Below are 7,876 nucleotides of genomic sequence, written 5' to 3'. Positions count from 1 at the left end.
GGTCGGGGTCGGCAGCGGGCGGACCGACAGGCCCGGCCACGGCGCACGCAGCGCGGCATCGATCCCGTCGGCGGCGGCCGTCGCGGCCACCACCGCGCGGTCGGGGGAACCGTAGGCGAGCCAGCCGCCCCAGGTGCTCACGGCGACGTCGCCGCCGGACGCCCGGGGGTTGACCTCGATCGTGGCCAGCATCGCCAACCGGTACCGGTCCATCGCGGACAGTCCCAGCGCGAGGAACCGGCCGACGGCGGCGACCGTCGCGACCGTCACCGCCGCGCTCGACCCCAGCCCGAACTTGCGGCCGTCGGCGTCGCCGAGGTCGGCCGACACCGCCAAACGATAAGGACGAGCGTCGATTCCACGCTCGCCACGGAGCCGGTCGAGCACCGACACGGCCGCGAACACGTAGGCGAAGGCGGCAGGCACCGCGCCCTCGGGCGTCGCCGGGACCAAGCGGTCGCCGTCGCGGCCGAGGGTGAGCGAGACACCGCCGTGCAGATCCGAACGCAGCGTCGTGGCCGCCCCGGCGGACACCTCGGTCACCGTGGCGCTCGCGTAACGGTCGACGGCCGTGAGCACCGCGAGATGTCCCGGCTCGACGACGGCGTACTCCCCCGCGATGAAGAGTTTGCCCGGAGCGCGACAACTGATCACCGGTCGTCGCCCCCGATCAGCCGGGCGCCGGGACCGATGTGCGCGGTCCGGGTGGTGACGAAGTCGCCGAGCTCCTCGAGGGTGGCCGCGACGACGGGGGCGTCGGCACGGGTGCACAGCACCTTCACGTTCGGGCCCGCGTCGATCGTCGCGTACGCGGCGATGCCGTCGGCGCGCAGCGCGAGCACCGCGTCCAGGATCGCGATCGAGTGCGGCGACAGGTAGCGGATCCCCGGTCGCGCCGTGAGCATGGTGGCGTGCATGCCGAGGGCGTTGCGCTCGGCGATCTCCCCGATCGCCGCGATGTCCCGGCGCGCGACGGCCTCACGCATCTGCGCGAGGTCGAGCACCGAGGAGTCCGCCCACGGGCGATAGAACGGCGAGGTCTCGGTGGTCCGGCGCATGGCCACCCGGCTCGACACCGCTTTCGCGCCCGCCTCGACGACACCGACGACCAGGGCCGGGTCGAGATCGTCGCCGCCGATCGGCTCGGCGTAGGAGCTCAGGTCGCCCTTCTCGCCGTCGCCCTCGCCCGCATGCCACACGACGAAGCCGCCGAAGATCGAGCGCGACGCCGACCCGGAGCCACGACGGGCCAGGCGCGAGAGCGCGCGCCCGTCGAGGTCGAGTCCGTAGGCGGCGGCCGCGGCGGTGGCCAGCGCGGCGAACCCACTCGCCGAGGAGGCCAGGCCGGCACCGGTGGGGCCCGCGTTGCTGGTGACCACGGTGGCGCGCTCGTCGCGTCCGGCCAGCGCGCGGACCAGGTCGAAGAACCGCTCGACGCGCGTCAGAGCGGTGCCGGTGGCCGCGGCCTCGTTGAGCTCCACGGTGTCGGTGGGCCCGTCGACGAGCCGCACCGAGGTGGTCGTCGGGAAGATGTCCAGCGTCATCGACAGGCTCCCCGTGACGGGGAGGAACAGGGTTTCGTCGCGCTTGCCCCAGTACTTGACCAGGGCGATGTTCGGGTACGCGACCGCGACGGCCGCGCCCTCGCGGACGTGCTCGCCCGGCCGGGCGGCAGTGACGGGTACTGCGGAAGTGGGTGTCATCGGTGGGTTTCGCGTTCCGGTCTCGAGGCGGATGGGGACAGGGCGTCCGAGCGCAGGCTCGCGGTGGGGACCGTCCAGGTCTGGGTCGCGCCCGCGCGGCGCAGCGCGGTGCCGACCGCGGGCGCGGTGTCGATCGCGGTGAGGGCGAGGACACAGCCACCCAGGCCGGCGCCGGTGAGTTTGGCGCCGTAGGCGCCCGCCTCCAGCGCGGCGCTCACCAGGGTGTCGATGTGCGGTGTGCTCACGCCGAGTTCGCCGAGCAGGCCCTGGAATTCGAGCATCGTCGCGCCCAGGGCGGCGGCGTGTCCGGCCGACAGATCGGTCGCGGCCGCGGCGATCAGGTCCGCGGCCCTGGCCAGCAGCCGATCGGCGGCCTGCCGGTCCCGGTCCAGGACCCGGCGCACGCCGGCCACCGCGTGCTGGGTGGACCCCGGCACCCCGGTGTCGGCGATCACCAGCGCGGCGTCGAGGCCCACGGCCATCGGCCGGGATACGCCCTCGTGGAACCAGATCGGCCCGCCGGCCAGCACCGCACTGGCGTCGATGCCGCTGGCCCGCCCGTGCGCGACCTGTTCGCCGCACTGCACCAGCTCGTAGAGCGTGCCGGGATCGATCGCGCGACCGTACAGGTCGGCGACCGCGCGGACCGCCGCGCCCGCGCACGCGGCGCTCGAGCCGAGGCCGCGCGCGAGCGGAATGTCGCACTCGACGACCACATCGACGATGTCGTCGTCGAAACCCCAGCGCCGCAACGCTTCCTCCACCGCGACGCGTGGACCGGACGCGGTGCCCGCGGCACCGGCGCGGAACCGGAAGTGACCCGGGGCGAGCACCGCGGATTCGGTCCCGGCGGACGCGGGCCGGGCGACGGCGCGCACCGGCAGCGCGGGCAGCGGGAAGGCGATGGCGGCCGTGCCGTGGACGACGGTGTGCTCGCCCAGCAGGATCGCCTTGGCGTAGGAGTGGCCGACACCGGCGACGGGGCCCGGGTCGGTGGAGTTGTGTCTGATGCGCTCTCGAACAGGATGACCGTTCACGTCGATTCCTCTCCCGAACTCGGGCCGGGCCCGCCCGGCGCGTCACCCCTCGGGGAAAAGCGCCGGGCGGCCTGCCGTTACGGCTGCCGAGTCGATCGGCCGAAGATGCGGAGCACGGACGGGAAGAACGCGGGGACCTGCGCGGCGTAGGCGCGATAGGACGCACCGAAACGCGCGATCAGATCGCGTTCCTCCAGATAGGTGCCCAGCAGGATGTAACCGGTCAGCCCGAGGGCCCACACCAGGTGCCCGACCGTGAACGTCGAGGCGAACCAGAACGAGATCAGCAGGCCGGTCATCAGCGGATGCCGGACGAGCTTGTAGACCCCGTTCACCTGCAACCGGTCGACGGTCGCGTCCGGCACCTGGATGACGTACTCCCGGTAGGCCTGGCTGATGCCGAGCAGGTGGAAGTGGTTCAGCAGCAACGTCGCCGCGTAGACGAGCACGAAACCGAGCCAGAACCCGGCGTCGAGCACCAGGCCCACGGTGCCCTCGGCCGACCAGAGCACGGCCGGAATCGGCTGCCACGCCAGCATGATCACCCACATGACCAGGCACACCATGACGATGTAGACCGACCGCTCGAGCGCGTCGGGCACCCAGCGGGTGATGAACGCCTTGAACGAGGGCCGGGCCATGCCCGAGTGCTGCAGGCCGAACAGCGCCAGCAGCACCACATCGATCAGCAATGCCGGGACGGTCGACAGGTGCGGGCCCTTGTCGATCGTCTTCGGCAGGAACCAGCCGCCCGCGAAGAGCAGCATCAGCGGCACGGTGATGCCGGCGACGCCGTAGACGGCGAAGGAGAACAGGAACGGGACGAGCCGCGAACGGCTCGTCAGCACGTCCCTGGCCTGGGTGGGCGTGGGGGTGATCAGATCCATGCGAACCACGGCAGGTACCGGTTGCGCACGGTCCCCTCCTCGATGCGCTTCTCCAGCTTGGCCTTCCACTTGGTGCCGTAGCCCTCGTTGAGGAAGCCGCCGGGCCAGAACAGCCGCCACCCCGACTGCGCGACCATCCAGTAGGGGACGATGACGCCGGGATTGACATCGCGCATGTAGTCGAGCTTGTCCGGGATCTGGCTCCAGTGGATGCCGGGGTAGCGGTGGTGCACGCTGTGGTAGCCCTGGTTGAAGATCAGGAAGTTGAGGATGTTGCCCGCGTTGTTCAGCGAGGTGCTCGGCTCGTCGTCGAACCCGCGTGCCGGCGCGTGGCTCAGCCAGGCGAAGTAACCCGCGTTGACCTGGGTGATGAAGAACGGCACCCAGTAGAACAGGACGAACTTCTCCATCCCGGCGACGTACCAGACGCTGCCGATCACGACCGCGTACACGGCGAGATCGAAGAGGAACTGGTGGCGGGTGCGGCGGCGGCGCGGCGCCGGGTCGGCGGCGAAGACCATCCGCATCGTGTGGAGCTTGACGATCATGCCGTAGCGGACCCAGTACCAGATGGCGCCGAGGCCCTTCTCCATGCCGGTGGTCGCGGTGACGTCACCGGGGCCGTCGTTGAACCGGTGATGGTTGAGGACGTGCACCTCGCGCATCTCGGCGGCGGTCAGGTTGCCCGGCAGACAGCACAGGATGTCGACGACGCGGTTCGGGAACTTCGACACGAACAGCGGCCGGTGGGTGTGCATGTGCATGACGCCGATGGTCAGCGACAGGTTCAGCAGCGACAGCACGATGATCAGCGGCACCGCCACGTACCAGTTCGACGCGAACGGCACGAACAGGCCGAAGGCGGTCATGCCGATCCACAGCGCGATGTGCACGAGCGGACCGACATTGGAGGCGTGCTCGAGCTTGAGCACGCGTTTGCTGAACGGCGTCTGTTCGGGTGCGATGGGCGTTCCGGTGCTCATAGTCGAGCTCCTTCGCTAGTGGTGTCCAGGTCGGTGAGCGCGGGTCTGGTGACGATGCTCATGGGCGGCTCCCTTGGGTGCTGGTGTCGAGGGCAGCGAGTTGGAGTCTCGTGGCGAGCGCCTGCAGCGCTTCGGGTTCGTGCGGTGGCACCCGTTCCATCGCGCCGAAGGCGAGATGGTCGGCGATCATCATGGTGCGCACCTCGGCGTCGGGCAGCTCGCCGGTCAGCGGGGCTTCCGGCAGGGTCTGCACCAGCGCGAAGGTGGTGTCGACGATCAGCGGGACCAGCGAAGTCGCCATGGTGGCCGGGTCGCCCGCGCCGAGCACCTCGCGCGTGCGGCTGGCGCCGTCGGCGAAATCCGGTGAGGCGTCGAGCATCCGATGGATCGCCAGATCGGCGGTCCGGCGGACGCGGTCGATCATCCTGGTCCAGTACCGCGACGAGGAGGCGGCCAGCAGCGCGGCGCCGACCTTGCGCCGATACGGCGACGGCGCGTCGACGACCGAGCACAGGAACGCGGAGGTGGTGATGGTCATGTACGCCATCGCCGCGCGCGCACCGCGACTGGGCGTGCCGGGGCCGAGCCGGGCCAGCAGGGCGAACCCGCCCAGGGCCGGCGCCAGCAGCTGCAGCATCACCATCCGCTTCAGTTCCTCGCGGTCGGCGACGCCGTAGATCTCGAACTCGTTGTCGCGCAGGTCGTTCGCCGACTGGGCGATCACCGCGACGCAGCCGGTCAGCTCGCGTAGGTCCGCTTCCGAGAGCACGTTCTCGGCGACCAGGGCGCACGCGTAGTGCGTCACCCGGCCGAGCACGCCCTCGCTGTAGGCCACCCGCGACAGCGGTCCGTCGATGTTGCGGGCCATCACCCCGGCCACATCGGTGATCACCTCGCCGACCCGCTTCTGTCCCTCCGCCGACAACGCCGACAGCAGCGCTCTGATGTCACCGATGCGCTCGGCCAGCAGCCGGTCGACGGCTTCGCTGTCGCGGGCCTCGGCGGTCACGGTCGGCAGTGCCGGTGGGGGCGTGTCGGAGGTGCTGTTGAGGTAGTCGGCCGCGGCCAGCACGGCGCTGCTCGCGACCGCCCGATCGCTGAGATCCTCGAAGGCGTCGAGCACGCGACAGGCCAGCAGCGCGGCGGTCGCCTCCGCGCGCAGATGCGCGGGCAGGAGACTCACCGAGATGCCGAGGTTGCGGCCCGCGGGGATCAGGGCCAGGCGGGCCAGCTCCGCAGGCGAGGACGCGGCGCGCAGCGCGGCCATGTCGGGCGCGCGCCGCAGATGCCGGAGCCCGTAGGCCAGGGAGCCGATTCTGGTCTGTCTCATCGGTTGATCACCTGCTGCAAGAGTTCGCGGAGGTCGTCGCGGGCCGGCGACGACGGGAAGATGTCCAGGGCCGCGCTCGCGGTCTCGGTGGCCTGCAGCGCGACGGCGCGCGCGGCCTGGGTGGCGCCGCTGTCGACCAGGTCGGATTGCAGTGTCTCGCTGGAGGTCTCCGGCGACAGCCACATCTCCCTGGCGCCCGGGCGCACCGCCAGCCACTCGATCACCGGCCAGGTCGGCACCCGCCGGTCCAGGTCGCCGCAGGCGTCCTTGCCCAGTTCGGGGCCGCCTTCGATGTCGCGGACGTCGTCCATGATCTGGAAAGCGAGCGCCAGCTGGTCGGCGTACTGCATCAGGGCCTGCAGGCGATCGTGATCGGCGCCGCCTGCCGTGCCGCCGTAGGAGCACGAGAGCCGGAACAGCGTCCCGGTCTTCGCCCCGGCCACGAGCTCGTAGTGGCGGCGCAGGGCGGTCGCGTCCACCGCGGGCGGCAGGGTCTCGATGAGCTGGCCGAAGGACAGGTCGGAGAGCCGGTCGGCGTAGGTCACCCCCGGCGCCTCGCCGATGCCGCCGAACACGTTCTGGTTCTCGGACAGGACCTGGGCGACCACCTGCATCGCGGCGCCGGCCATATGGAATCCGGCTCTGGCGGCGATGCGCACCCCGAACGCGGCGGGCACCGAGGGGGCACCACGGCGCAGTAGGGATCCGTCACAGATGTCGTCGTGTAGCAGCGAGGATTCGTGCAGCATCTCCATGGCGCAGGCCAGGTCGACGGCGGCGGTGCGCGGAGCCGCCGCGCCGTCGGGCAGCAGGCCCGCGCACGCGAGCACGAGACGAGCCCGCACACGTTTGCCGGGAGCGGCCAGGACATGCCGGTAGATGTCGTCGAAATCGCCACCGGTGAGGAGGATTTCGCGCAACCGGGCGGTGACCAGCGGAAGCAGCTCGACCGGCCCGACGGTCCGGTCGTCGTCGACGACGGACGCGGTGACCGACGGTCTGGGCAGTACCGCCACCTGATCGCCCGAGTGCTCCGGGTGCACTGCCGGATGAGCATCCTGACGGTGCGCTGAGGGTAGCGCGGGATTGTCCATAGCGCTGAACTCCTTTGGTGTGGTCACGGTGGCGGTGAGGTTCACCCCGACTGGTGCACAGGGGTTTACGGGGGTTCAGGCGGTGGCATCGTCGGCGGTGACTTGTCACAACTACCGGGCCCGAGCTTCCCGATCGTCGGCTACCGACGGGTAGTTTTGTAGAGACCCTGTCGAATTGTCAAGCACTACAACAGGTTCCAGTTTTGGATGACGTAATCGATAGTGCCGCAAAGTAACTCGCGCGCCCCCGCGCACGGAGGGCGGCGGACATTCACCGCGCGCCCGATCGGACTTGCGTCGTAAGCCTCAGTGCCCCAACAGATTTCGTGACCCTAGCCCACGCATGCGTGGGAGTGTGTTGCGCGAAGGTAAAAACCGTGGGCTGGCGCGACGCTGCGACAGAGATGATTCGGACGTGACAACCCCCTTGTAGGGTCACGCCGACTACGAGGCCGGTCCTCCGGGATGCCGGAGACGGCCCGACCGGACCGTTCGCCGAGGACATCATCGTCCGGCGAGCGGCCACCGAGGGAGCGTGCGAACACTCTCGTTCGACGACTCTACGACCACGCCGCCGATGCCGCGAATCGGACCGACCCGTTGGTGAGATCTCGCCGACTCCGGAACCGAACTTTTGGGGCTTTTCCCAAACCGACCAGACTGCCGCTCGAGATACACAGTCGCCCTTGACAATTCATCACTCCATGTCAAAACGGAACATGGGTCGTTTTCAGATGGAAGCGTGCCACCGCACCCGGGGGTGACCGAAAGCCCGTGGGAGCCGGACCTTCTCCGGACGGGGGCGGACGTGCCTGCACAGGGCCGAGCGGACAGCGCCCGAG

The 7,876-nt window shown here is 70.3% G+C and carries 7 protein-coding genes; all 7 read right to left on the bottom strand.

Annotation, left to right across the window (positions count from 1 at the left end; genetic code table 11):
• On the bottom strand, positions 1-654 hold a 654-nt coding region (locus tag V8688_RS17145; protein WP_342801208.1), incomplete at its 3' end, for a phosphomevalonate kinase.
• Positions 651-1,703 carry a diphosphomevalonate decarboxylase gene (gene mvaD, locus V8688_RS17140; protein ID WP_342801207.1) on the bottom strand — a complete coding sequence of 351 codons (1,053 nt, stop codon included), beginning with the start codon at positions 1,701-1,703 and terminating at the stop codon, positions 651-653. The genes mvaD and V8688_RS17145, both read right to left, overlap by 4 nt.
• Entirely contained in the window at positions 1,700-2,740 is a 1,041-nt protein-coding gene (gene mvk / locus V8688_RS17135) for a mevalonate kinase (protein ID WP_342801206.1), read from the bottom strand. The genes mvaD and mvk overlap by 4 nt, the downstream gene beginning before the upstream one ends.
• 77 nt (positions 2,741-2,817) lie before the next feature.
• Positions 2,818-3,627, bottom strand: coding sequence for an NnrU family protein (locus tag V8688_RS17130; RefSeq protein ID WP_218719727.1), 810 nt, complete (start codon positions 3,625-3,627; stop codon positions 2,818-2,820).
• Entirely contained in the window at positions 3,618-4,610 is a 993-nt protein-coding gene (locus V8688_RS17125) for a fatty acid desaturase (protein ID WP_218719728.1), read from the bottom strand. Before V8688_RS17125 ends, V8688_RS17130 begins: the two co-directional genes overlap by 10 nt.
• 58 nt (positions 4,611-4,668) lie before the next feature.
• Positions 4,669-5,940, bottom strand: coding sequence for a hypothetical protein (locus V8688_RS17120; protein ID WP_316575199.1), 1,272 nt, complete (start codon positions 5,938-5,940; stop codon positions 4,669-4,671).
• Entirely contained in the window at positions 5,937-6,956 is a 1,020-nt protein-coding gene (locus V8688_RS17115) for a polyprenyl synthetase family protein (protein ID WP_342801205.1), read from the bottom strand. Before V8688_RS17115 ends, V8688_RS17120 begins: the two co-directional genes overlap by 4 nt.
• Between the last annotated feature and the right edge of the window lie 920 nt (positions 6,957-7,876).

Source organism: Nocardia sp. No.11 (genome assembly GCF_038752175.1).
Classification (GTDB): Bacteria; Actinomycetota; Actinomycetes; order Mycobacteriales; family Mycobacteriaceae; genus Nocardia; species Nocardia canadensis.
The sequence above is the reverse complement of the archived record's forward strand: the minus strand, read 5'-3'. Positions and strand labels throughout refer to the sequence as shown.